The following is a 24221-nucleotide window of genomic DNA, read 5'->3' as shown; positions in this document are numbered from 1 at the left end:
GTGGCGACCTTCGCCACCCGGCGCTCCACGGCTTACGACCCCGTGCCACCCACGGTGATCGCATCAATCTTCAGCGTTGGCTGGCCGACACCCACCGGCACCGACTGCCCATCTTTCCCGCACGTGCCCACGCCGCTGTCCAGCGCCAGGTCGTTGCCGACCATCGACACCTTGCTCATGGCTTCCGGGCCGTTGCCAATCAACGTTGCCCCCTTGACCGGCGCGGTAATCTTGCCGTCTTCGATCAGGTACGCCTCGCTGGTGGAGAACACGAACTTGCCACTGGTGATATCCACCTGGCCGCCACCGAGGTTGGCGCAGTAGATACCGCGCTTCACCGAGGCGATGATTTCCGCCGGATCGCTTTCGCCACCGAGCATGTACGTGTTGGTCATGCGCGGCATTGGCAGGTGCGCATAGGACTCGCGACGGCCGTTACCGGTGCGCGCCACGCCCATCAGGCGGGCGTTGAGCTTGTCTTGCATGTAGCCCTTGAGCACGCCGTTTTCGATCAGGGTGGTGCACTCGGTCGGAGTGCCTTCGTCGTCGACACTCAGCGAGCCACGGCGACCGGCAAGGGTGCCGTCATCGACAATCGTGCACAGCTTGGACGCGACCATCTCGCCCATGCGCCCGCTGTAGGCGGAGCTGCCCTTGCGGTTGAAGTCGCCTTCCAGGCCATGGCCGACCGCTTCGTGCAGCAACACGCCGGACCAGCCCGATCCCAGCACCACCGGCAACGTGCCGGCCGGTGCCGGAATCGCCTCCAGATTGACCAGCGCCTGGCGCAGCGCCTCGCGGGCATACCCCATGGCGCGGTCATCGGTGAGGAAATATCGGTAGTCGGTACGCCCGCCGCCGCCATGGCCGCCGCGCTCGCGACGGCCGTTCTGCTCGACGATCACACTGACATTGAACCGCACCAGCGGGCGCACATCCGCCGCCAGGCCGCCGTCGGTGGAGGCCACCAGGATGCGCTCCCACACACCGGCCATGCTCACGGTGACTTGCTGGATACGCGGGTCGAGGGCGCGGGTGGCCGCATCGATACGCTTGAGCAAATCGACTTTTTCCGCGCGGCTGATCACTTCCAGGGGGTTATCCGGCGCATACAATTGCGCCACATCCTGGGTGCTGAACGCCTGCACGGTGCCGTTCTGGCCGGCGCGGGAAATCGAACGCGCAGCACGCGCGGCCAATCCGAGGGCCTCCAGGGTGATTGCATTGCTGTAGGCGAAGCCGGTTTTCTCACCGGACTGCGCACGTACGCCCACGCCTTGGTCGAGGTTGAAACTGCCTTCCTTGACGATGCCATCTTCCAGCGCCCAGGACTCGGAAATCTGCCCCTGGAAATACAGGTCGGCGGCGTCGATGCCGGGCCCGGCCAGATCGCCGAGCACGGTTTGCAGACTTTCGATGGTCACGCCACCGGGTGCCAGGAGGTGTTCACTGACTGAGGACAACAACTCGCTCATAGGTTTGGCCTTAAATTCATCGTTCTGAAGCAGGTCGCTGCGCGCCCTGCGAGAAAAAGCGCCGATGGTTGACCACCGGCATGCGCGCCCGTATCGACGCCTGTTCACTGCTGTCGCGTGCGGCCAGCAACACCGCTTCGCCTTGATCCTGTTGTGTCAGCACACGCCCCCACGGGTCGACGATCGCCGCGTGGCCGTAAGTTTCCCGAGGGCCCGGATGTACGCCCCCCTGGGCTGCCGCCAGCAAGTAGCACTGGGTCTCGATGGCGCGTGCGCGAATCAGCACGTCCCAGTGCGCGGCGCCGGTCACTGCGGTGAAGGCCGAGGGCGCCGTAATCAATTCAGCCCCCGCCGCACGCAACTCGCTGTACAACTCCGGGAAGCGCAGGTCGTAGCACACAGTCAGGCCCAACCGGCCCACCGGCGTATCCGCCACCACCACGTTGCCACCGAAAGCATAGTCGTCGGATTCGCGATAACGACCCCGGGCATCCGCCACATCCACATCGAACAGGTGCAACTTGTCGTAGCGTGCAGCGATCTCGCCCTGATCATCGATCAGCAGCGAGCAGGCATTGACCTTGGCATCCGGATGGTCCCTGGGCGGCAACGGTACAGTGCCGGCCACTATCCATAAGGTGAGGTCGCGGGCGGTCTGTTTCAACCATGGCAGGATCGGGCCTTCACCCAATGCCTCGGCGCGACCGATAGCGGCCACGTCGCGGCGGCCCATAGCGGCAAAGTTTTCCGGCAGTACCGCCAGCTTCGCACCGCCTGCCGCCGCTTGCTCCAGCAAACGGCGGGCCTGGGCGAGATTGGCCAGCACATCACTCTGGCTGACCATTTGAATTACCGCAAAGGACATGGGCCGCTACTCCATAGAAGGCATGCGGCCATGCTACTCCACAGGCTCTCAGTTTGGTTTTTCAAATGGCTTGTCGAAGGTGATTTTTGGATCCTTCCACGGGCCTTCCACCTTGTATTGCACGCTGGCAAAGCGCGCCACACGGTCGCCGATCAACTTGTCGATCAGGAACAACGCGCCGCCAATGGCCGGCGCCCCCACGATCAGCGCAGCAATCGGGAGGTTATTGGTGACGGGCAGGGTCACCAGCAACTTGGCGTCGACCCGATCGGCCACCAGGTCCAGGGTGCCGTTGAGCTCCAGGTTGGTCGACGGCCCGGTCATGGTGATGGGCTCACGGGTCACGAACACGCCATTGCTGGCGGCCAACAAGCCTTTGACCCTGTCATAGCTCAGGCCTTTGCCGAGCAGGTCGGAGAAGTCCAGGCGCAAACGGCGGCCGATGGAGTTGAAGTTAAGCAGGCCAAACACCCGCAGCGCCTGGGCGCCGCCTTCCACTTCAACGAACTGGCCGCTGCGGAAAGCCGCGTCCAGGCTGCCGGAGAAACGCTTCGGCCCGACATAAGCCGGCGAACCGGGCCAGCGACCGTCCACATCCAGGTGAAAGTCCTTGCTGGTGACCGTCGGCGCGTAGCCCCAGCCCTTGAGCACATCACCGATGTTCTTGCCATCCAGGCGGCCCTTGTACCAGCTGCCGCTGGCTCCCGGCGCACCTTCCCAGCCACCGGCGCCCTTGAGCTGCATGCCCTTGAGCCCCAGGTCCAGGTTGTTGAAGGCCAGGCCCTTGGCGGTCGGACGGATTTTCAGTGACCACGCCCCGACAAGGTCGGGCCCTTGGAACAGTTGATCAATCGCGATATCCAGGGCCGGAATGTCCTTGGGGTCGACGTCGGCCAATGGGTCCGGGGCGTTCTCGTCGGCCTGCACCGTCGGGTCCACCGCCGGCAGTTTCACGTATTGCAGGTTGACCGCAATCGGTGCGCCCTTGGCGTCCGGCAGGTTCACCGTGCCTTTGGCTTGCTGGCTGTCGAGCTGCAGGCCCCAGGCGGCAGGCTTGCGGTCCAGTTGCAGGCTGACCTGATCAAACTGGGTGCCAAAGCCGGTCAGTTTGCCCACCTTGAAGTCTGCGCCGCTGAGCAATTGCTTGGCGCTGCCGCCCGGGTCCTTGCCCGCATAGCGGTCGACCAGTTTTTTCCACGGGTCGATATCCAGCTCGGAGAGCACACCGCGAATCCGCAGGCCCTTGCCTGCGGGCAGCACCGCATCGCCATCGCCGAGGAACAACTCGCCGCGCCCGTCATTGAATTTTTCCGGCGGCGCGGCAAAGGTAAAGTTCGCCAACTCGCCATAGTCAAACCAGTAGCGCCGCTCGGCACCCTGCAAGGTCATGCGGAACGTGCTGTCGCGGCCCTGGCTGGCCGGCATGCCGAACGGGGCCGGCAGGTCCACCGCCACGCCCTTGAGGTTGGAACTGACCATCAACTGGCTGTCGGCGCCGTCCAGGTTGACCTGCAGCTGGTACGGGATATCCCCGGATACCGGCAATGGCTGGCTGATTTTCAGCCAATCGGTCAGCCGCTTGACCGTGACCTGCCCCTTGGCCGTCACACGGGTGCTGATACTACCCGGCTTGCCATCGGCGAAAATCTGCGCGGTGATCGGCCGGTCGAACGCCTGCGCCGTGATGTTCTGGCCGCTCAGGCCCTTGGCACTGTCAAAACGGAAATCGCCCTTGAGCTGGGTCAGGTCCAGGGTCGGCTCAGCCAATTGCAGGCGCGCCTTGTCGGTCTGGAAATCCACCACGATCTTGGGCTCGGTGCCCTTGGCCAATGGAATATCCAGGTCGAGCTTGCCTTTCAGGTCGCCCTCGCCTTTCCAGCCGGCAAAGGTCGATGCCGTACCGATCGGAGCTTCCTGCAGGATCTTCAGGCCATCGCCAAGCCCGCCGGCAAATTCGCCGGTGAGCAACAGGTGGCTGTCCTTGCCCTCAGGCGCGTGCGGAATATTGACGTAGACGTCCTTGACCTTGGTGTCGAGCAGTTGGCCCTTGCTGGCCAGAATGCGCACCCCGCTCTCTTCGACGAACACTTCGCCCTTGACCTTGCTCACATGCGGCCAGCCAGGCTGGAACGCCAGCTCGGCGTCGTGCACCTTGAAGAACAGGCTGATGTTGCGTGAAGCCGGCAATGCGTCGTGGTTCAGCGAACCCTGGTACTGGAAGAAACCCTGGTCGACCGCGCCCTTGAGAATCGCCGTGCGCAGCCATTCGTCCAGGGCCGGGCTCAGCACCGCGGGCAAATACTTGGGGGTGAAACGCCCATCGCCGTCGACCATGCCGACCCGCAGGTCCATGTAGTCTTCCTGGGTATGGTCGAAATACAGGCGAATCAGGAAATCCGCCGCGATCTTGCCCTCCTCACCCAGCACCTTGATATACGGGGCGATCAGGGTGAAACCCTGCTTGTCGAGTTTCCAGGTCAGGCGTGCATTGGCCTGGAGGTATTGCCAGGGCTTGGCGAAAATCGGGTCGAGGTGCAGGGAAAAGTCCTTGCTGTCCATGCGCAGCTCGCCATGGCCCAAGTCACCGCTGATGCTGCCGGACACGTTGCGCGCAGCCGGAGCGCCGAAGTACGCATCAAAACCCACACGTTCGAGATTGGCGGCGAAGCTGACCTTCTGGTCGGTGCTGTCCTGGGGACGGAAATCCACCAGCACATTACGCAGCAAGCCGGTGGCCTTGAGGTGTTCGATAGTCTTGGCGAAGCCTTCGGGCAGCGGCGCCAGGGCATTCAACAGTGGGGTGATCGGCGTGAGGTCCAGGCGGTCAGCCTGCAGCTTCCAGACCTCCTGCGCCGTGTCGGTGGGCAGGCTTTGCTGCAGCTGCAGGCGCGACTCCCAACGGGTGTCCCCCAGGTTCATGGCCAGCGAGTCGAACAACACCTTGAGACCGCTCTCGCTGCGCTGCACGTACGCTGTCAGCGCGAGGTTTTCGATATGCACGGGCTTGCGGTCGGCGTAGCTGCCCTTCACCTGTGGCGAGTTAAGGCGCACCACCGCGCTCTGCACGGTGCGCTGGCCCCAGCTCAACCAGAATTCGCCGCCGGCCTTGAATTGCGTGAGCTTCCACTGCTGGGTCAGCCGGGCCGGAATCCACTTGGTCCAGTCGCTTTGTGGCAGGCTCAGGTAGGCATCGACGGCACCGTCTTTCCACTGGCTCGCGCGAATGCGACTGCGCAGGCTCAGGGCCAGCGGCTGGCCGTCGGGCAGTGTCAGGCGGGCATCCAGGCGCTGGCGTGTGGCACCCGTGTGCAGGCTCAGGCCTACGTACGTCAGGGTCAGCGGTGCCTGGCCGTACGGCTGCAACGTGACCTGGCTGTCGAGCAAAGACACGCGCTTAACCCTTTGCATGCGCGTGAGCACCTGCTCCGGGTCCAACGGCTGGTCATCCTGCACCGGCAAGCCTTGCAAGGCCCAATGGCCGTCCTTGTCTTCCTTGACGCTCAATTGCAGGCCACTGACTTCCAGATGGGCAATACGCACTTCGCGCGCCATCAGGCTGGCCCAGAGGTCCGGCACCACTTCGACCTGGTCCAGGCGCAAGGCACTGCTGCCCTCGCCGACCATCACGTCATGGGCCAGCAGCACCGGCGCAAAACCGCTCCAACGCCCTTCGAGGCTGCCGATCTGCAGCGGCATGTCCACCGCAGCCTGGGCCTTGGCTTCAATTTCTGCGCGGTATTCAGCCACCAACGGGGTCAATTCACGACCCAGGCTCACGTACACCGCCGCCAACACCAGCAGCAAAGCGCACAGGCCCAGGCCCCAACGGGTCAAAGCGGCAAAAAAGCGTATCAGACGCTCCATGTCAGGCGACCCTCAAGGCAGTAGACGGACAGCAGATCAAGGTCTGCAGGTCTCGTAAAAAGAAAACGATTGGGGATCAGAGCAGCACCACGTCGTATTGTTCCTGGGAATACATGGTTTCAACCTGGAAGCGGATCGTGCGCCCGATAAAACCTTCCAGTTCTGCCACGTTGCCGGACTCCTCGTCGAGCAACCGGTCGACCACTTTCTGGTTGGCGAGCACTCTATAGCCTTCGGCCTGGTAGGCACGCGCCTCCCGTAGGATTTCGCGGAAAATCTCGTAGCAAACCGTTTCCGGGGTCTTCAACTTGCCGCGCCCCTGGCAGCTGCTGCACGGCTCGCACAGCACTTGCTCCAGGCTTTCGCGCGTGCGTTTGCGGGTCATCTGCACCAGGCCCAGTTCGGTAATGCCGATGATGTTGGTTTTGGCGTGATCGCGTTCCAGCTGTTTCTCCAGGGTGCGCAACACCTGGCGCTGGTGCTCTTCGTCTTCCATGTCGATGAAGTCGATGATGATGATGCCGCCCAGGTTGCGCAGGCGCAGTTGACGGGCAATCGCGGTGGCCGCTTCGAGGTTGGTCTTGAAGATGGTTTCTTCGAGGTTGCGGTGACCGACAAACGCCCCGGTGTTGACGTCGATGGTGGTCATGGCTTCCGCCGGGTCCACCACCAGGTAGCCGCCCGACTTGAGCGGGACCTTGCGTTCCAGGGCTTTCTGGATTTCGTCTTCGACGCCATACAGGTCGAAGATCGGCCGCTCGCCCGGGTAATGCTCCAGGCGGTCGGCAATTTCCGGCATCAATTCGGCAACAAATTGCGTGGTTCGCTGGAAGGTTTCCCGCGAGTCGATGCGAATTTTCTCGATCTTCGGGCTGACCAGGTCGCGCAAGGTCCGCAGGGCCAGACCGAGGTCTTCGTAGATAACGCTCGGCGCACCGATGGTCTTGATCTGCGCGCCGATCTGGTCCCACAGGCGCCGCAGGTAGCGGATATCCATGAGGATTTCATCGGCACCGGCGCCTTCGGCAGCCGTGCGCAGGATAAAACCGCCGGCTTCCTTGATACCTTCGGCCGCCACACAGTCGCTGACCACCTTTTTCAGGCGCTCGCGCTCGGCTTCGTCTTCGATCTTCAGGGAAATGCCGACATGCGCGGTACGCGGCATGTACACCAGGTAGCGCGACGGGATCGACAGCTGGGTTGTCAGCCGTGCGCCCTTGGAACCGATGGGGTCCTTGGTGACTTGCACCACCAGGCTCTGCCCTTCGTGCACCAGGGCGCTGATGCTTTCGACTGCCGGCCCCTCGCGCAGGGAAATTTCCGAAGCGTGGATAAACGCAGCACGGTCCAGGCCGATGTCGACGAATGCGGCCTGCATCCCCGGCAGTACTCGCACCACCTTGCCTTTGTAGATATTGCCGACGATCCCGCGCTTCTGGGTGCGCTCGACGTGCACTTCTTGCAGAACACCGTTCTCTACCACCGCCACGCGCGATTCCATCGGCGTGATATTGATCAGAATCTCTTCACTCATGGCTGGGTCTCGTTCAGGCATTTTCACAATAGTGACCGATCGCTTAAGGCTGGGCGCGCAATTAAAGGCGTTCAGCGCGCGGTAAGGTGTTGCCAACAGGGTATGCCGAATTGGGCGAGCAGTTGCGCGGTTTCGCACACCGGCAGGCCCACCACGGCGGAATAACTACCATTGAGACCGGCAACGAACACCGAACCCAGGCCCTGGATAGCATAGCCGCCCGCTTTGTCCTGGGGTTCGCCACTGTGCCAGTAGGTTGTAGCCTCTTCGACAGAAATCCCGCGAAACCGTACGCGACTGCTTACACAGTGGGTTTCGCAGCGCTGGCCGTCAGTCAGGGCAATGGCGGTCAGCACTTCATGCTCACGCCCCGCCAGGGCCATCAGCATCGCCAGCGCGTCGGCCTGGTCTACCGGCTTGCCGAGGATCTTGCCGTCCACAATCACGGCGGTGTCGGCGCTCAGCACACAAGCGTCGGCGGTGTGTTCAAGCGCAGCAAAACCCGCCGCTGCCTTGCCGCGAGCAAGACGCTCGACGTAGGCAACGGCGGTTTCGTTGGTAAGAGGGGTTTCATCAATGGCGGCGCTGACCACGGTGAAAGGCACACCGATCTGGGTCAGCAGTTCACGCCGCCGCGGGGAGCCCGAGGCCAGGTAAAGCGAATTCATTGCAGACTCTCCCTGTAGAGTTCGATAACCAGGCAGAGCCTCGCAATCCATTCAATTGATTTTATAGCGACGACGTAACCCACGCAGGCCGAAACTGATCCACGGCCACAACAAGGCGCTGACCAGGGCCGGCAGCACCAGTGCCAGGGTTGGCTGGCGATTGCCGGTCAGGGCGCTCAGCCAGAGTTGCACCAGTTGCGCCAGGCCGAAGATCACCAGGATCACCAAGCATTGCTGCCACATGGGAAACATGCGCAGGCGTTGCTGCAACGACAGCACCAGGAAAGTGATCAGCGTCAGGATCAATGCGTTCTGGCCCAGCAAGGTGCCATACAGCACATCTTCCGCCAAGCCCAGAAACATGGCCGTGACCATGCCGACTTTGTGCGGCAGGTTCAGCGACCAGAAAGCCAGCAACAACGCCAGCCAGAGCGGACGCAGGATTTCCATGAATTGCGGCAGTGGCGAAACACTGAGCAACAAGCCGATGGCGAACGTCAGCCAGACGATCCAGCCATTGCGCGAATGAGTACCGGCCATTTATTCCTCCCTCTGCCGTGTGGTCGCCGGAGCGGTGGTCGCTGGGCGGGCGGCCGGTGCCGTCACGGGCGGCTTGGCCGCCGGTGCAGCAGCTGGCGTTGACGCAGGGGGTTTGGTCGCCGCCGGTTTAACCGGATGCGCGGTGTGCGTCGCGGGCTTCACGGCGGTCGCCACAGGCGCTGCAGCCGGGGCCACCACGGGCGTAACCGGTGCAGCAGCGGCTGGCTTGGGCACGGTCGCAGGAATGATGGGCGTGGTGCCATTCTTCTTGTCTTCCGCTTCCTGGGCCTGGGCAGCTTCGTTGGCGCGTTCTTCCGGGGTACGGTTGTCACTGAACACCAGCAGCAGGTAGCGGCTGCGGTTCAAGGCGGCAGTCGGCACCGCGCGCACAATGGCGAAGGGCTGGCCGGAATCGTGGATCACTTCCTTGACCGTCGCCACCGGGTAACCCGCCGGGAAACGCTGGCCCAGGCCGGAACTGACCAGCAGGTCGCCTTCCTTGATGTCGGCCGTATCGGCGACGTGGCGCAATTCCAGGCGTTCCGGGTTGCCGGTACCACTGGCAATCGCGCGCAGGCCGTTACGGTTGACCTGCACGGGGATGCTGTGGGTCGTGTCCGTCAGCAACAGCACCCGCGAGGTGTAGGGCATCAACTCGACCACCTGCCCCATCAGACCACGCGCATCGAGCACCGGCTGACCGAGCACCACGCCATCGCGCTCACCCTTGTTGATGATGATGCGGTGGGTAAAGGGGTTGGGGTCCATGCCGATCAACTCGGCCACTTCGACCTTTTCGTTGACCAGTGCGGAAGAGTTGAGCAACTCGCGCAGCCGAACGTTCTGCTCGGTGAGGGCCGCGAGCTTTTGCATGCGCCCCTGCAACAGCAGGTTTTCGGTCTTGAGTTTTTCGTTCTCGGCGACCAGCTCGGTGCGGCTGCCGAATTGGCTGGCCACGCCCTGGTACAGACGTTGCGGCAGGTCGGTGATCCAGTATGTCTGCATCAACACCAGCGACATCTGGCTACGCACAGGCTTGAGCAGTGCAAAGCGGGCATCGACCACCATCAGCGCGACCGAAAGCACGACCAGCACCAGCAGGCGCACGCCCAATGAGGGGCCTTTGGCGAAAAGCGGTTTAATAAGCCGCTCCTCCCAGGCAAATGTTCTCTTTATTCATACGGCATCTAACCGGCCTGGATGCAGATTGAAGAAGATAAACGCCAACAGGCAGCACTGCAAAGTGCTGCCTGCGGGCGAAACATGGGCAAACCAGCAAACTCTTATTCGCTGGAGAGCAGGTCCATGGTGTGTTTATCCATCATTTCCAGTGCACGGCCACCGCCACGGGCGACGCAGGTCAGCGGGTCTTCGGCAACGATCACCGGCAGGCCGGTTTCCTGGGCCAGCAGCTTGTCGAGGTCGCGCAGCAAGGCGCCACCACCGGTCAGCACCAGGCCACGCTCGGCGATGTCGGAAGCCAGTTCCGGCGGCGATTGCTCCAGGGCGCTCTTCACAGCCTGAACGATGGTGGCCAGGGACTCTTGCAGAGCTTCCAGCACTTCATTGGAGTTCAGGGTGAAGGCACGTGGAACGCCTTCGGCCAGGTTGCGACCGCGAACATCGACTTCGCGAACTTCGCCGCCTGGGTAAGCGGTACCGATTTCCTGCTTGATGCGCTCGGCGGTGGATTCGCCGATCAGGCTGCCGTAGTTGCGACGCACGTAGGTGATGATCGCTTCGTCGAAGCGGTCGCCGCCAACCCGTACGGATTCGGCATACACCACACCGTTCAGGGAGATCAGGGCGATTTCAGTGGTACCGCCACCGATATCCACCACCATCGAACCGCGGGCTTCTTCAACCGGCAGGCCGGCACCGATCGCAGCAGCCATTGGCTCTTCGATCAGGAACACTTCGCGGGCACCGGCACCGAGCGCCGATTCACGGATGGCACGGCGCTCCACCTGGGTGGACTTGCATGGAACGCAGATCAGCACACGAGGGCTGGGCTGCAGGAAACTGTTTTCGTGAACCTTGTTGATGAAATACTGCAGCATCTTCTCGCAGACACTGAAGTCGGCGATCACGCCGTCTTTCATCGGACGAATGGCAGCAATATTGCCTGGTGTACGGCCGAGCATGCGCTTGGCCTCGGTGCCAACGGCAACGACACTTTTCTGATTACCATGGGTCCGAATGGCCACAACCGATGGCTCATTCAGGACGATACCGCGCTCGCGCACGTAAATAAGGGTGTTGGCAGTGCCCAGGTCAATGGAAAGATCGCTGGAAAACATGCCACGCAGTTTCTTGAACATGGGAAAGGGACCCTAGGCAACGCGTGGGTAAAAAAGTGCGGCAAACTCTAACAACGACAGGGATTTTGGGCAAGGCGCCAATGTGCTAAATTGGCCGACTTTCTGTGCACCAACCCCCACAATCGCGGCCGTAAGACCGTAGAAATGCGGTAGTGTTCCGACAATCTAACACACGGACAGCCTCCGTTCTGTTTTCCACTGGAGATTCCCATGGCGCTTGAACGCTCCGACGTGGAAAAAATCGCTCATCTGGCCTCGCTTGGCCTGAATGAAGCCGATCTTCCACAGACCACCGCAGCCCTGAACAGCATTCTCGGGCTGGTTGACCAAATGCAGGCCGTGGACACCGACGGCATCGAGCCCCTGGCTCACCCGCTGGAAGCCAGCCAGCGCCTGCGCGCAGACGTCGTGACCGAGAGTAATAATCGCGAGGCCTACCAGTCCATCGCGCCAGCGGTCGAAAACGGCCTGTACCTGGTTCCGAAAGTCATCGACTAAAGGGAAAGAGCCTGCAATGCATCACATGACTCTGGCCGAGATCGCCCGCGGTCTCGCCGATAAAAAGTTTTCTTCCGAAGAGCTGACCAAGACCCTGCTGGCGCGCATCGCCGAGCACGATCCAAAGGTCAACAGCTTCATCAGCCTAACCGAGGAACTGGCCCTGAGCCAGGCCAAGGCCGCCGACGCACGTCGCGCCAACGGTGAGAACGGTGCCCTGCTGGGCGCGCCGATCGCCCACAAGGACTTGTTCTGCACCCAGGGCATTCGCACCAGCTGCGGCTCGAAGATGCTCGACAACTTCAAGGCGCCCTACGACGCCACCGTGGTGTCCAAGCTGGCTGCCGCCGGGGCCGTGACCCTGGGCAAGACCAACATGGACGAATTCGCCATGGGCTCGGCCAACGAGTCGAGCTACTACGGCGCGGTGAAAAACCCGTGGAACCTGGAGCACGTGCCCGGCGGTTCGTCCGGTGGTTCGGCTGCGGCCGTGGCGGCTCGCTTCCTGCCGGCTGCCACCGCCACCGATACCGGCGGCTCGATCCGCCAGCCGGCGGCCTTCACCAACCTCACCGGCCTGAAACCGACCTACGGTCGTGTTTCCCGCTGGGGCATGATCGCCTACGCATCCAGCCTCGATCAGGGCGGCCCCCTGGCTCGCACCGCCGAAGACTGCGCGATTTTGTTACAAGGCATGGCAGGCTTCGATAAACAGGACTCCACCAGCATCGATGAGCCGGTGCCGGACTACAGCGCCAGCCTCAATACCTCGCTCAAGGGCCTGCGCATCGGCGTGCCGAAGGAATACTTCAGCGCCGGCCTCGACCCGCGTATCGCCGAGTTGGTGCACAACAGCGTCAAGGAGCTGGAAAAGCTCGGCGCCGTGATCAAGGAAATCAGCCTGCCGAACAACCAGCACGCGATTCCTGCGTACTACGTGATCGCGCCCGCTGAAGCCTCCTCCAACCTGTCGCGCTTCGACGGCGTGCGTTTTGGCTATCGCTGCGAAAACCCGAAAGACCTTACCGACCTGTACAAACGCTCGCGCGGCGAAGGCTTCGGTGTCGAAGTACAACGCCGGATCATGGTCGGTGCCTACGCGCTGTCGGCCGGTTACTACGACGCCTACTACCTCAAGGCGCAAAAAATCCGTCGCCTGATCAAGAACGACTTCATGGCGGCCTTTGAAGAAGTCGACGTCATCCTCGGCCCAACCACGCCCAACCCGGCCTGGAAGATCGGCGCCAAGACCGGCGACCCGATCGCCGAATACCTGGAAGACCTGTACACCATCACCGCCAACCTCGCGGGCCTGCCGGGCTTGTCCATGCCCGCCGGTTTCGTCGATGGCCTGCCGGTCGGCGTGCAACTGCTCGCCCCGTATTTCCAGGAAGGCCGCCTGCTCAATGTGGCGCACCAGTACCAGTTGCACACCGACTGGCACACCCGCACCCCTACCGGCTTCTGAGGAGAACACTATGCAATGGGAAGTTGTGATCGGGCTGGAGATTCATACCCAGCTCGCCACCCAATCGAAGATTTTCTCCGGTAGCGCCACCACGTTCGGCTCCGAGCCCAATACCCAGGCCAGCCTGGTCGACCTGGGCATGCCCGGTGTCCTGCCGGTGCTGAACCAGGAAGCGGTGCGCATGGCGGTGATGTTCGGCCTGGCGATCGACGCCGAGATCGGCCAGCACAACGTGTTCGCGCGCAAGAACTACTTCTACCCGGACCTGCCCAAGGGCTACCAGATCAGCCAGATGGAATTGCCGATCGTCGGCAAGGGCCACCTGGACATCCCGCTGGAAGACGGCACCATCAAGCGTGTCGGCGTAACCCGCGCGCACCTGGAAGAAGACGCCGGCAAGAGCCTGCACGAAGAATTCCCGGGCGCCACCGGTATCGACCTGAACCGCGCCGGCACACCGTTGCTGGAGATCGTGTCCGAGCCGGACATGCGCAGCGCCAAGGAAGCCGTGGCCTACGTCAAGACCATCCACGCGCTGGTGCGCTACCTGGGCATCTGCGACGGCAACATGGCCGAAGGTTCGCTGCGTTGTGACTGCAACGTGTCGATCCGGCCCAAGGGCCAGGTCGAGTTCGGCACCCGTTGCGAGATCAAGAACGTCAACTCGTTCCGTTTCATCGAGAAGGCGATCAACAGCGAAGTGCGTCGCCAGATCGAGCTGATCGAAGACGGCGGCAAGGTCATCCAGCAGACCCGGCTGTACGACCCGAACAAAGACGAAACCCGCGCCATGCGCAGCAAGGAGGAAGCCAACGACTACCGTTACTTCCCCGATCCGGACCTGTTGCCGGTCGTCCTTGAGGACTCGTTCCTCAGCGACATCCGCGCCACGCTGCCGGAATTGCCGCAGCAGAAACGCGAGCGCTTCCAGGAGCAGTTCGGCCTGTCGGTCTACGATGCCAGCGTCCTGGCTTCCAGCCGTGAACAAGCCAACTACTTCGAGAAAGTCGTGAGCATCGCCGGTGACGCCAAGTTGGCGGCCAACTGGGTGATGGTTGAGCTGGGCAGCCTGCTGAACAAGCAAGGCCTGGAAATCGACGAAGCGCCGGTTTCCGCCGAGCAATTGGGCGGCATGCTGCTGCGCATCAAGGACAACACCATCTCCGGCAAAATCGCCAAGACCGTGTTCGAAGCAATGGCCAGCGGTGAAGGTAGCGCCGACGAAATCATCGAGAAACGTGGCCTCAAGCAAGTCACCGACAGCGGCGCGATCTCAGCCGTGCTGGATGAAATGCTGGCGGCCAACGCCGAGCAGGTCGAGCAGTACCGTGCGGCAGACGAAGCCAAGCGCGGCAAGATGTTCGGTTTCTTTGTCGGCCAGGCCATGAAAGCCTCCAAGGGCAAGGCCAACCCGCAACAGGTGAACGAATTGCTGAAGAGCAAGCTCGAAGGCTGACACGTGCAGGACCCGGCTTCTGTGGGAGCCGGGCTCGCCCGCGATGCAGGCGCCTCGGAGCATCAGTTACACCGAGGTGAAGCCATCGCAGGCAAGCCAGCTCCCACGCAAGCCAACTCCAACATTTGTAATGGGACTCCTTGCATGAAGCGTCTACTCGGCCTGCTGGCCCTGTTCTCCCTACTGGCCGGTTGCGCCAGCGGCATCATCAACCCCAACGGCTACGACGAAACCGGCACCGCCTCCTATTACGGCGCCAAACACCATGGCAACAAGACCGCCAGCGGTGAACCCTTCAACCAGAACGCCCTGACCGCGGCCCATCGGCAACTGCCCTTCGGCACCCAGGTCAAGGTGACTAATCTGGACAACGACAAATCCGTCGTGGTCCGCATCAACGATCGCGGCCCGCACACGCGTGGGCGCTTGATCGACCTTTCACGCAAGGCTGCCGAACAACTGGGCATGCTCGGCAGTGGCACTGCGCGCGTGCGCGTGCAAGCCTTGAGCAACTGAAGGCGCCGCCGTGGCCATTTTCGGATTGACCGCCCTCTCGCCCTGGAGCCTGCTCGAACTGGTCAGCGGCCTGCTGCTGCTGATCGTCGGCGCCGAGGTCCTGGTGCGCGCAGCCGTGCGCCTGGCCGCGAGCCTGAAAGTGCGGCCGCTGATCATCGGCTTGAGCATCGTCGCCTTTGGCAGCAGTGCGCCACAGATGACCGTCAGCCTGCAGGCCACCCTGGCCGGCAACACCGATATCGCCGTGGGCAGCGTGATCGGCAGCAGTATCTTCAACATCCTCGTGACCCTGGGCCTGTCGGCGCTGATCATTCCCCTGCGCGTCTCACGCCAACTGGTGCGCGTGGATATCCCGGTGATGATCCTCGCCGGGCTGCTGGTATTCACCCTGGCGGCCAATGAAGAACTGACACCCGTCGACGGCTTGTGGTTGCTGTTGGCGCTGGTCGCCTACCTGGGCGTGCTGCACTACCAGACGCGCCATTCCCGCCGCCCGCGCACCCTCGACACCGTGGCCCGCGCGCCGTGGCTCAGCAGCGTTCTGCTGATGCTCGCAGGCCTGCTGGTGCTGGTCCTGGCCGGGCACTTGCTGCTGGGCGCGGCGGTGGATGTGGCAGCGGACCTGGGCCTCTCGGAACGCATCATCGGCCTCACGCTGATCGGCGTCGGTACCTCGCTGCCCTGCCTCGCCACCTCACTGATCGCCGCCCTGCGGGGGCAACGGGAAATTGCCGTGGGCAACGTGATCGGCAGCAACCTGTTCAACCTGCTGGGCGTGCTGGGGATCACCGCCCTCCTCGCGCCCTCGCCGCTGTCGGTGTCGCCCAATGCATTGGATTTCGACCTGCCGGTGATGCTCGGTGTGGTGGTGCTGTGCCTGCCGGTGTTCTACACCGGTTATCGCGTGACCCGCGCCGAAGGCCTGGTGCTGCTGGGCCTGTACCTGGCGTACGGGCTGCACGTGATGTCGTTCACCACCGGCATGCCCCTGGCCAACAAGCTTGAACAACTGATGTTGTATTACGTCCTGCCAGTGCTGGTGGCTTTCCTGTTGTTCAGCACGCTGCGAGCCTGGCGCCGCCAACACAAGAGGGATTCGCAATGACCGATCAGAAAAAGCCCGGGGTTGAGATGCGTCGCCAGGTGATGGGCGATGTGTTCGTCGACCGTGCCCTGGGCAACGCCACCGAGTTCACCCAACCGCTGCAGGATTTCGTCAACGAGCATGCCTGGGGCAGCGTATGGAACCGCGAAGGCCTGCCGCTGAAGACCCGCAGCCTGATCACCCTCGCCGCCCTGACCGCGCTCAAGTGCCCGCAGGAACTCAAGGGCCACGTGCGTGGCGCGCTGAATAATGGCTGTACCGTGGAGGAGATTCGCGAAGCACTGCTGCACTGCGCGGTCTACGCCGGCGTCCCGGCGGCGATTGATGCGTTCCGCGCGGCGCAGGAAGTGATTGAGGCGTATCAGGCCGATCAGCCGTGACGGCGAGCTAGCTTTCGCAGGCAAGCCAGCTCCCACATTTGATCTCCATATACCCGAGCGCCTGAGCCATACCTCAATTCCTGTGGGAGCGGGCTTGCTCGCGAAAGCGGCGTGTCAGTTGATGCATCGTTGCCTGACCCACCGCCTTCGCAGGCAAGCCCGCCCCCACATTTGATCTTCATATGCCCGGGGGCCTGAGCCATACCTCAATTCCTGTGGGAGCGGGCTTGCTCGCGAAGGCGGCTTGTCAGTTGATGCATCAGGTGCCTGACCCACCGCCTTCGCAGGCAAGCCAGCTCCCACATTTGATCTCCATATGCCCAGGTGCCTGAGCCATACCTCAATTCCTGTGGGAGCGGGCTTGCTCGCGAAGGCAGTGTGTCAGCTGATGCATTCGTTGCCTGACCCACCGCTTTCGCAGGCAAGCCAGCTCCCACATTTGATCTCCATATGCCCGGGGGCCTGAGTCAAACCTCAATTCCTGTGGGAGCGGGTTTGCCCGCGAAGGCCGCCTGTCAGCTGATGCATCAGGTGCCTGATACGCCGCTTTCGCAGGCAAGCCAGCTCCCACATTTGATCTCCATATGCCCGAGTGCCTGAGCCATACCTCAATTCCTGTGGGAGCTGGCTTGCCTGCGATTGGCCCTCAAGAGCCCTGCAACCTTCAGATCCAACCCCCCGCCTGCAACACGAAAATCCCGATATTGGTGGTCACCGCCGCCATCAGCGTGGTGATCACGATAATCGCCGCCGCCAGCTCATGATTGCCCTCGGCCGCCCGGGCCATGACAAAGCTGGCCGCTGCGGTGGGCGCGCCGAAGTACAGGAACAAGATCCCCAACTCCGGCCCGCGAAAGCCCAGCAGCCATGCCCCCAGCGTCGCCACCACGGGCAAGCCGATCATCTTCACCAGACTCGCACTCAGCGCCATGCTGCCGCTTTTGCGCAAAGCCGCCAGCGACAGCGTGCCACCGATGCAGATCAGCGCCAGGGGCAGGGTCATGTCCGCCAGGTACTGGCCCGACGACTCCAGCCAACCCGGCAGGCCAATCTGGAACACCGCGAACGGCGTGGCGGCGATCACGCTGATGATCAGCGGGTTGGCCACCACACTCTTGCAGATGCTCCACGGGTCGGACTTGATCACCGGGCTGTACACCGCCAGCACGATGGTCGACAGGGTGTTGTAGAACAGGATCACCAGCGCCGCGAGAATCGCACCGAGGGAGATACCGTAGTCGCCGTACATACTGGCGGCCAGCGCCAGGCCGATCACGCCGTTATTGCCGCGAAACGCGCCCTGGGTGTAGATGCCACGGTCTTCACGCGGGCAGCGAAAAATCGCCCAGCCCCAGGCGAGGGCAAAGCTCAACAGCGTGGCGACAGCGAAATAGATCAGCAGGCCCGGCTTGAGCGCCGAGTGCAGGTCGGCATGCAGGATGCCAAGAAACAGCAGCGCCGGCATGGTGACGTTGAACACCAGGGACGAGGCCGTGTGGATAAAGTTGTCGTTGATCCAGTTGACGCGCTTGAGCAACACCCCCAGAAACAGCATGGCAAACACCGGCGCGGTGATGGTGAGGGTGGTGAGGAAAATTGCCAGCATGCCGGGGAGAACCTTGGTGAGCGTCGTCAGGTGGCTAATGATAAGCCAGTACGAACCGGTTCGTCTGGTTGACACTCGCTCAATGTGAGAGCCGGCTTGCCTGCGATGGCGGTGTGTCAGGCGTTACATCGGTTACTGATACACCGCTATCGCAGGCGAGCCAGCGCCTACAAGGTCCGCGCCAGTCTCAGGTAATCGGCGCGGGGTTGAACAAGGTGATGTCGTTATGCAGCTTATGCTGCTCGGCCCACGTCTGCTTCTTGCCGCTGGCCACGTCCAGGTAGAAATGGAACAACTCCCAGCCCAGCTCCTCGATGGTCGCGCGCCCGGTGGCGATGCGCCCGGCGTCGATATCGATGAGGTCCGGCCAGCGCTGTGCCAGCTCTGTACGCGTGGAAACCTTCACCACCGGCGCCATCGCCAGCCCATACGGCGTGCCGCGTCCGGTGGTGAACACGTGCAGGTTCATCCCCGCCGCCAGTTGCAAGGTGCCACAGACAAAGTCGCTGGCCGGTGTCGCGCAGAAGATCAGGCCCTTGCTCTTGAAGCGTTCGCCCGGGCCCAGCACGCCGTTGATCGCGCTGCTGCCGGACTTGACGATAGACCCCAGGGACTTCTCGACAATATTCGACAACCCGCCCTTCTTGTTACCCGGCGTGGTATTGGCGCTGCGATCTGCCTCGCCCTTGGCCAGGTAGCGGTCGTACCAGTCCATTTCCCGGACCAATTCCTCAGCGACTTGCCTGTTCTGCGCGCGGGAGGTCAGCAGGTAGATCGCGTCGCGCACTTCGGTGACTTCGGAAAACATCACCGTCGCCCCGGCCCGCAACAACAGGTCCGACGCATACCCCAGCGCGGGGTTGGCGGTGATGCCGGAAAACGCATCACTGCCGCCGCACTGCATGCCCAGGATCAACTCGGATGCCGGCACGGTTTCGCGGCGGCGCTGGTCGAGCTTTTTCAAACGGGTTTCGGCCAACGCCATGATCTGCTCGATCATCTCGGTAAAGCCGTGGCTGGAATCCTGCAATCGATACAGCCACGGCTCGCTCAGGTCGACGGAGCTGTCGTTGTCGTGCATCACCTGCCCGGCCTGCAATTTCTCGCAGCCCAGGCTGATCACCAGGGCTTCGCCGCCCAGGTTCGGGTTGCGCGCCAGATTGCGCACCGTGCGGATCGGGATGTAGGCATCCGTCGCGGTGATGGCGACGCCACAGCCATAGCTGTGGGTCAGCGCGACCACGTCATCCACGTGCGGGTACTTGGGCAGCAATTCGTCCTTGATGCGCTTGACCGCATGGTCCAGCACACCGGTCACGCATTGCACCGTGGTGGTGATGCCGAGGATATTGCGCGTGCCCACGGTGCCGTCGGCATTGCGGTAGCCCTCGAAGGTAAAGCCTTCGAGGGGAGCCTGGGTTTCGGGCACATCGGTGGACAGCGGCAGGCTGTCCAGCGGCGGCGCGGTCGGCATGCGCAGTTGATCTTCCTGGACCCAACTGCCGCGCGGAATCGGCGCCAGGGCGTACCCGATGGTCTGGCCGTAGCGAATAATCTGACCGCCCTCGGGAATATCTTCCAGGGTCACCTTGTGGCTCTGGGGGATGAAATCGACGGTCACCAGGCCGTCCGGGAACTCGGTCCCGGCCGGTACGCCCTGGTCATTGACCACGATCACCACATTGTCGCGCTCGTGCAAACGAATCGAGCGCGGCGAGTCGGCATGTTCAATCAACTGCATTACATCGCCCCTCAGGAGTGCGCTTCGGTAAGGTTAGTCAACTCAGGCCCTTTGCTTGGCGGCTCTTTGAGTACCACACGTTTGATCGGACCCACGATCACCAGGTAGCTGAACACCGCCAGCAGCGCGTTGGCGCCCACAAACACCAGTGCCCACTTGAACGAGCCGGTGGTGCTGATGATGTAGCCGATCACGATCGGCGTGCTGATCGACGCCAGGTTGCCAAACATGTTGAACAAGCCGCCACTGAGCCCGGCGATTTGTTTCGGCGACGTGTCGGACACCACCGCCCAACCCAGTGCGCCAACGCCTTTGCCGAAGAACGCCAGGGCCATGAAGCCCACCACCATCCATTCGATGTCCACGTAGTTGCACGCCACGATACTGGAAGACACCAGCAACCCGCCAATGATCGGCGCCTTGCGCGCGAAGGTCAGCGAGTGGCCCTTGCGCAACAGGTAGTCGGAAATCACCCCGCCCAGTACCCCGCCGATAAAGCCGCAGATCGCCGGCAGCGAAGCAATGAAACCGGCCTTGAGAATGGTCATGCCGCGGTCCTGCACCAGGTACACCGGGAACCAGGTCAGGAAAAAATAGGTGATGCCGTTGATGCAGTACTGGCCCAGGTACACGCCGAGCATCATGCGGTTGGTCAGCAGTTGGCGGATGTAATCCCACTTCGGACCGTCAGTTTTCTTACCCTTGACCTTGTCCTGGTCCATATCGACCATCGCGCCATTGGCGGCGATGTGATTGAACTCGGCCTCGTTGATCATCGGGTGCTGGCGCGGGCTGTGGATAACTTTGAGCCAGATCAGCGAGAACACGATGCCGATCCCGCCCATCACGATAAACACGTGCTGCCAGCCGAAGCTGTAGACGATCCAGCCCATCAACGGCGCGAACAGCACCGTGGCGAAGTATTGCGCCGAGTTGAAGATCGCCGAAGCCGTGCCGCGCTCGGCGGTGGGGAACCAGGCCGCGACGATTCGCGCGTTGCCGGGAAAGGACGGCGCTTCGGCCAGGCCCACCAGGAAGCGCAGCATGAACAGCGCAACCACTGCGGTGGAGACGCCGAACTCACCGACATAGCCTTGCAGCACGGTGAACAGTGACCAGGTGAAGATGCTCAGGGCATAGACTTTTTTCGAGCCGAACCGATCCAGCAGCCAGCCGCCGGGGATTTGCCCGGCCACGTAGGCCCAACCGAATGCGGAGAAGATATAACCGAGGGTGACCGCGTCGATGCCGAGGTCTTTTTGCAGGCTGGAGCCGGCGATAGCGATGGTGGCCCGGTCGGCGTAGTTGATCGTGGTCACCAGGAACAGCATGAGCAGGATCAAATAGCGGACGTGGGTCGGCTTGGTCGCTTGCATGTAGAAGTACTCCCACTAATTATTTTTTTTGCGGGTAATGGTCTATTTGTCGGTGGGACCGCTTTCATGTGGGAGCCGGGCTTGCCCGCGATACAGGCACCTCGGTGTGTCAGGCACACACCGGTGATGCTATCGCAGGCAAATCAGCTCCCACACAAAGCAGGCGCCACGGGTGTCGCGTATTACGAACCGATGTAGCTGGTTTTCACCACGGTGTAGAACTCTTGCGCATAGCGACCCTGCTCGCGCGAACCATAGGAGGACCCTTTGCGGCCACCGAACGGCACGTGGTAATCCACGCCGGCGGTCGGCAGGTTGACCATCACCATCCCGGCCTGGGAGTGGCGCTTGAAGTGATTGGCGTACTTCAACGACGTCGTGGCAATGCCCGCCGACAAGCCGAACTCGGTGTCGTTGGCCATGGCCAGCGCCGCCTCGTAGTCCGCCACGCGCACCACGTTGGCCACTGGGCCGAAGATTTCTTCACGGCTGATGCGCATGGCGGCTTCGCTGTCGGCAAACAGCGTCGGCGCCAGGAAGTAGCCTTCGGTGTCACAGGTGACCAGGCCGCCACCGCTGACCAGCCGCGCGCCTTCGCTCTGGCCGATGTCGATGTACTTGAGGTCCTGGTCCAACTGGGCCTGGGACACGACCGGGCCGATATCGGTGCCGCTTTTGAGGGCGTGGCCGACCTTGATCGACTTCATGCGCTCGGCCATGGCCGCGACGAACTGGTCGTGAATCCCGGCGGTCACGATCAAGCGGCTCGAGGCCGTGCAACGCTGGCCGGTGGAGTAGAACGCACTCTGCACCGACAACTCGACCGCCTGCTTGAGGTCGGCATCGTCGAGGATGATCTGCGGGTTCTTGCCACCCATTTCCAACTGCACTTTGGCCTGGCGCGACACACAGCTGACGGCGATCTGGCGACCTACGCCGACTGAACCGGTGAAGCTGATGCCATCGACTTTCGGGCTGTTGACCAGCACGTCGCCGACCACGCGGCCGCTGCCCATCACCAGGTTGAACACACCGGCGGGAAAGCCTGCGCGAGAGATGATTTCGGCCAGGGCCCAGGCGCAGCCCGGTACCAGCTCAGCCGGCTTGATCACCACACAGTTGCCGTAGGCCAGGGCCGGGGCGATCTTCCAGGCGGGGATCGCAATCGGGAAGTTCCACGGGGTGATCAGGCCGACCACACCCAGGGCTTCACGGGTAACTTCGACGTTGACGCCCGGGCGTACCGACGGCACGTAGTCACCGGACAAGCGCAGGCATTCACCGGCGAAGAATTTGAAGATGTTACCGGCGCGAGTCACTTCGCCAATGGCTTCGGGCAGGGTCTTGCCCTCTTCCCGGGCCAGCAAGGTGCCGAGTTCTTCACGGCGGGCGAGGATTTCGCTGCCGACTTTATCCAGCGCGTCGTGACGCGCCTGGATCCCGGAAGTGGACCAGGCCGGGAACGCGGCGCGGGCGGCGTCGATGGCAGCATTGACTTGGGCTACGTCAGCCTTGGCGTATTCGCCAATGACATCAGACAACTCCGACGGGTTGAGGTTAACGCAGTAGTCGGCACCGGCCACCCACTGGCCATTGATGTAGTTTTCATAACGCTGAGCTTGGGACACAAATCTTCTCCTGACGCAAAAGGCCGCTGATTACTCAGCGGCCTTGTAGATAAGTTATTGCGCGCCTTGCTTGTCGATCAGCGCGGCCAGGGCTTCGTATTCTTCCGGCAGCAAGTCGGTCAGCGGCGTGCGCACCGGGCCGGCGTCGTAGCCAGCGATTTTCGCACCGGCCTTGACGATGCTCACCGCATAGCCCGCCTTGCGGTTGCGGATGTCCAGGTACGGCAGGAAGAAGTCGTCGATGATCTTGGCGACAGTGGCGTGATCGTCCTTGGCAATGGCGTGGTAGAAATCCATCGCGGTCTTCGGAATGAAGTTGAACACCGCCGAGGAGTACACCGGCACGCCCAGGGCCTTGTAGGCAGCGGCGTAAACCTCTGCAGTCGGCAGGCCGCCCAGGTAGCTGAAACGGTCACCGAGACGACGGCGGATCGACACCATCAACTCAATGTCGCCCAGGCCGTCTTTGTAGCCGATCAGGTTCGGGCAGCGCTCGGCCAGGCGTTCCAGCAAAGGCGCAGTCAGGCGGCAGACGTTGCGGTTGTAGACCACCACGCCGATTTTGACCGACTTGCACACTGCTTCGACGTGGGCGGCAACCCCGTCCTGGCTGGCTTCGGTCAGGTAGTGCGGCAGCAGCAGCAAGCCTTTGGCGCCAAGGCGCTCGGCTTCCTGGGCGTACTCGATGGCCTGGCGAGTCGAACCGCCCACACCCGCGAGGATCGGCACGCTGGTGGCGCAGGTATCAACGGCGGTCTTGACCACCTGGGAATATTCGCTGGCGGCGAGGGAGAAAAACTCACCGGTACCACCGGCGGCGAACAAGGCAGTGGCGCCGTACGGGGCCAGCCATTCCAGACGCTTGATGTAGCCCGCCTGGTGGAAGTCACCCTGGGCGTTGAAATCGGTCACCGGGAAAGACAGCAGACCGTGGGAGAGGATGGACTTCAGTTCTTGTGGATTCATTATTCGAACACCCTGGGCGAAGACTTTCGATGGAAAGGTTGTTGTTGGTTTTGATGATGTCGTACGTCATCGTACAACTATAAATAATTTCGTCAACTGCAATTCATCGCCATGGTGCACGTGCGGGTGGGCGACACCTCATGCAGAGGCGTTCTTGACGTAGGAATTTATTCCTCTATGCTCGAGATAACTGTATAAACATACAGTTATTACG

At 62.2% G+C, this 24221-nt stretch carries 19 protein-coding genes; 6 read left to right on the top strand and 13 right to left on the bottom strand.

Annotation, left to right across the window (positions count from 1 at the left end; translation table 11 throughout):
- Window positions 1–32 precede the first annotated feature (32 nt).
- From tldD to mreB, 8 genes are all read right to left on the bottom strand, one after another.
- A complete protein-coding gene (gene tldD / locus BBG20_RS04815; RefSeq protein WP_065900701.1) occupies window positions 33–1475 on the bottom strand; it encodes a metalloprotease TldD in 1443 nt (480 codons plus the stop codon).
- Between the two features lie 16 nt (window positions 1476–1491).
- Window positions 1492–2340, bottom strand: a complete 849-nt coding sequence (locus BBG20_RS04810; RefSeq protein ID WP_065900700.1) for a carbon-nitrogen hydrolase family protein — start codon at window positions 2338–2340, stop codon at window positions 1492–1494.
- 48 nt (window positions 2341–2388) lie between these two features.
- Window positions 2389–6204 (bottom strand): YhdP family protein, encoded by a 3816-nt coding sequence (locus tag BBG20_RS04805; protein WP_065900698.1) that lies wholly within the window; start codon window positions 6202–6204, stop codon window positions 2389–2391.
- A 76-nt stretch (window positions 6205–6280) separates the two neighbouring features.
- The gene (gene rng / locus BBG20_RS04800) at window positions 6281–7738 is read right to left on the bottom strand and encodes a ribonuclease G (RefSeq protein WP_010213134.1); all 1458 of its coding nucleotides are present in this window, start codon (window positions 7736–7738) and stop codon (window positions 6281–6283) included.
- Window positions 7739–7809: 71 nt separating this feature from the next.
- Window positions 7810–8406, bottom strand: a complete 597-nt coding sequence (locus BBG20_RS04795) for a Maf family protein (RefSeq protein WP_065900696.1) — start codon at window positions 8404–8406, stop codon at window positions 7810–7812.
- Window positions 8407–8457: 51 nt separating this feature from the next.
- On the bottom strand, window positions 8458–8946 hold the full coding sequence (gene mreD / locus BBG20_RS04790) for a rod shape-determining protein MreD (RefSeq protein WP_003171788.1): 489 nt from the start codon (window positions 8944–8946) through the stop codon (window positions 8458–8460).
- Complete coding sequence (mreC, locus tag BBG20_RS04785) at window positions 8947–10089, bottom strand: rod shape-determining protein MreC (protein WP_083221334.1); 1143 nt, start codon at window positions 10087–10089, stop codon at window positions 8947–8949.
- 140 nt (window positions 10090–10229) lie between these two features.
- Complete coding sequence (mreB, locus tag BBG20_RS04780) at window positions 10230–11267, bottom strand: rod shape-determining protein MreB (RefSeq protein ID WP_002555108.1); 1038 nt, start codon at window positions 11265–11267, stop codon at window positions 10230–10232.
- A 210-nt stretch (window positions 11268–11477) separates the two neighbouring features.
- On the opposite strand from mreB, the gene gatC reads away from it, so the two are divergent.
- The 6 genes from gatC (at window position 11478) to BBG20_RS04750 (ending at window position 16690) form a co-directional block, all read left to right on the top strand.
- Window positions 11478–11765: an Asp-tRNA(Asn)/Glu-tRNA(Gln) amidotransferase subunit GatC gene (gatC, locus tag BBG20_RS04775; protein WP_065900690.1), complete on the top strand. Its 288-nt coding sequence runs from the start codon at window positions 11478–11480 to the stop codon at window positions 11763–11765.
- 16 nt (window positions 11766–11781) lie between these two features.
- Window positions 11782–13233, top strand: a complete 1452-nt coding sequence (gatA, locus tag BBG20_RS04770) for an Asp-tRNA(Asn)/Glu-tRNA(Gln) amidotransferase subunit GatA (RefSeq protein ID WP_065900689.1) — start codon at window positions 11782–11784, stop codon at window positions 13231–13233.
- A 10-nt stretch (window positions 13234–13243) separates the two neighbouring features.
- Window positions 13244–14689 (top strand): Asp-tRNA(Asn)/Glu-tRNA(Gln) amidotransferase subunit GatB, encoded by a 1446-nt coding sequence (gene gatB / locus BBG20_RS04765; RefSeq protein WP_065900688.1) that lies wholly within the window; start codon window positions 13244–13246, stop codon window positions 14687–14689.
- 144 nt (window positions 14690–14833) lie between these two features.
- Window positions 14834–15205: a septal ring lytic transglycosylase RlpA family protein gene (locus tag BBG20_RS04760; protein ID WP_065900687.1), complete on the top strand. Its 372-nt coding sequence runs from the start codon at window positions 14834–14836 to the stop codon at window positions 15203–15205.
- Window positions 15206–15263: 58 nt separating this feature from the next.
- On the top strand, window positions 15264–16310 hold the full coding sequence (locus tag BBG20_RS04755; protein ID WP_177343924.1) for a calcium/sodium antiporter: 1047 nt from the start codon (window positions 15264–15266) through the stop codon (window positions 16308–16310).
- The gene (locus tag BBG20_RS04750) at window positions 16307–16690 is read left to right on the top strand and encodes a carboxymuconolactone decarboxylase family protein (protein WP_065900684.1); all 384 of its coding nucleotides are present in this window, start codon (window positions 16307–16309) and stop codon (window positions 16688–16690) included. Before BBG20_RS04755 ends, BBG20_RS04750 begins: the two co-directional genes overlap by 4 nt.
- Window positions 16691–17354: 664 nt before the next feature.
- Here the strand turns inward: BBG20_RS04750 and BBG20_RS04745 are convergent.
- The 5 genes from BBG20_RS04745 to kdgD all read right to left on the bottom strand — a co-directional run bounded on the left by BBG20_RS04745 (window position 17355) and on the right by kdgD (window position 24007).
- Window positions 17355–18296, bottom strand: coding sequence for an AEC family transporter (locus BBG20_RS04745; protein WP_021491890.1), 942 nt, complete (start codon window positions 18294–18296; stop codon window positions 17355–17357).
- A gap of 187 nt (window positions 18297–18483) precedes the next feature.
- Window positions 18484–20037, bottom strand: a complete 1554-nt coding sequence (gene garD, locus BBG20_RS04740) for a galactarate dehydratase (RefSeq protein ID WP_065900682.1) — start codon at window positions 20035–20037, stop codon at window positions 18484–18486.
- Window positions 20038–20048: 11 nt separating this feature from the next.
- A complete protein-coding gene (locus BBG20_RS04735) occupies window positions 20049–21413 on the bottom strand; it encodes an MFS transporter (RefSeq protein WP_065900680.1) in 1365 nt (454 codons plus the stop codon).
- Window positions 21414–21595: 182 nt separating this feature from the next.
- Window positions 21596–23041 carry an aldehyde dehydrogenase family protein gene (locus tag BBG20_RS04730; protein WP_065900678.1) on the bottom strand — a complete coding sequence of 482 codons (1446 nt, stop codon included), beginning with the start codon at window positions 23039–23041 and terminating at the stop codon, window positions 21596–21598.
- Window positions 23042–23095: 54 nt separating this feature from the next.
- The gene (kdgD, locus tag BBG20_RS04725) at window positions 23096–24007 is read right to left on the bottom strand and encodes a 5-dehydro-4-deoxyglucarate dehydratase (protein WP_034102171.1); all 912 of its coding nucleotides are present in this window, start codon (window positions 24005–24007) and stop codon (window positions 23096–23098) included.
- Between the last annotated feature and the right edge of the window lie 214 nt (window positions 24008–24221).

Source organism: Pseudomonas aylmerensis (assembly GCF_001702265.1).
Taxonomy (GTDB): Bacteria; Pseudomonadota; Gammaproteobacteria; order Pseudomonadales; family Pseudomonadaceae; genus Aquipseudomonas; species Aquipseudomonas aylmerensis.
The sequence above is the reverse complement of the archived record's forward strand: the minus strand, read 5'-3'. Positions and strand labels throughout refer to the sequence as shown.

Bases quoted from the DNA above. Each gene is read 5' to 3' on its own strand.
- tldD (WP_065900701.1), bottom strand. From the start codon at position 1,475: ATGAGCGAGTTGTTGTCCTCAGTCAGTGAACACCTCCTGGCACCCGGT.
- BBG20_RS04810 (WP_065900700.1), bottom strand. From the start codon at position 2,340: ATGTCCTTTGCGGTAATTCAAATGGTCAGCCAGAGTGATGTGCTGGCC.
- BBG20_RS04805 (WP_065900698.1), bottom strand. From the start codon at position 6,204: ATGGAGCGTCTGATACGCTTTTTTGCCGCTTTGACCCGTTGGGGCCTG.
- rng (WP_010213134.1), bottom strand. From the start codon at position 7,738: ATGAGTGAAGAGATTCTGATCAATATCACGCCGATGGAATCGCGCGTG.
- BBG20_RS04795 (WP_065900696.1), bottom strand. From the start codon at position 8,406: ATGAATTCGCTTTACCTGGCCTCGGGCTCCCCGCGGCGGCGTGAACTG.
- mreD (WP_003171788.1), bottom strand. From the start codon at position 8,946: ATGGCCGGTACTCATTCGCGCAATGGCTGGATCGTCTGGCTGACGTTC.
- mreB (WP_002555108.1), bottom strand. From the start codon at position 11,267: ATGTTCAAGAAACTGCGTGGCATGTTTTCCAGCGATCTTTCCATTGAC.
- gatC (WP_065900690.1), top strand. From the start codon at position 11,478: ATGGCGCTTGAACGCTCCGACGTGGAAAAAATCGCTCATCTGGCCTCG.
- gatA (WP_065900689.1), top strand. From the start codon at position 11,782: ATGCATCACATGACTCTGGCCGAGATCGCCCGCGGTCTCGCCGATAAA.
- gatB (WP_065900688.1), top strand. From the start codon at position 13,244: ATGCAATGGGAAGTTGTGATCGGGCTGGAGATTCATACCCAGCTCGCC.
- BBG20_RS04760 (WP_065900687.1), top strand. From the start codon at position 14,834: ATGAAGCGTCTACTCGGCCTGCTGGCCCTGTTCTCCCTACTGGCCGGT.
- BBG20_RS04750 (WP_065900684.1), top strand. From the start codon at position 16,307: ATGACCGATCAGAAAAAGCCCGGGGTTGAGATGCGTCGCCAGGTGATG.
- BBG20_RS04745 (WP_021491890.1), bottom strand. From the start codon at position 18,296: ATGCTGGCAATTTTCCTCACCACCCTCACCATCACCGCGCCGGTGTTT.
- garD (WP_065900682.1), bottom strand. From the start codon at position 20,037: ATGCAGTTGATTGAACATGCCGACTCGCCGCGCTCGATTCGTTTGCAC.
- BBG20_RS04735 (WP_065900680.1), bottom strand. From the start codon at position 21,413: ATGCAAGCGACCAAGCCGACCCACGTCCGCTATTTGATCCTGCTCATG.
- kdgD (WP_034102171.1), bottom strand. From the start codon at position 24,007: ATGAATCCACAAGAACTGAAGTCCATCCTCTCCCACGGTCTGCTGTCT.